Below are 440 nucleotides of genomic sequence, written 5' to 3'. Positions count from 1 at the left end.
CCCCACATGTCGATGCAAAGCAGTGCAACTGAATCAATGCATTAAAATCGATCAAGCACGCTAAAAACGCCTGCCCTTGCGTGTGGCGGGACAAAGATTAGAAGCCCGGCATGGACCGTATTCTCATTCGCGGCGGCAATCGCCTTTCCGGCCGGATTCCCGTCTCCGGCGCCAAGAACGCGGCGCTCACGCTGATGCCCTGCGCGCTGCTGACCGACGAGCCGCTGACCTTGCGGAATCTGCCGCGCCTGGCGGATGTCGACAGCTTTGGCCACCTGCTCAACGAGCTCGGCGCCTCGACGGCGATCGAGGGCACGCGGCCCAGCGATTTCGGCCGGGTGATGACGGTGCGCGCGGGCAAGCTGACCTCGGCGGTCGCGCCCTATGACATCGTCCGCAAGATGCGCGCCTCGATCCTGGTGCTGGGTCCGCTGCTGGGC

Annotated in this window: 1 pseudogene; it reads left to right on the top strand. The window is 64.3% G+C overall.

The annotated features are described in order from the left end of the window. Positions 1-110: 110 nt before the first annotated feature. Positions 111-440: pseudogene (locus tag AAZU54_RS27305) on the top strand (UDP-N-acetylglucosamine 1-carboxyvinyltransferase); the annotation flags it as partial.

The sequence above is a fragment of the Pseudomonas sp. Je.1.5.c genome (assembly GCF_051129895.1).
GTDB classification, from domain to species: Bacteria; Pseudomonadota; Gammaproteobacteria; order Pseudomonadales; family Pseudomonadaceae; genus Aquipseudomonas; species Aquipseudomonas urmiensis.
This window is presented reverse-complemented; position numbering and strand designations above follow the sequence as displayed.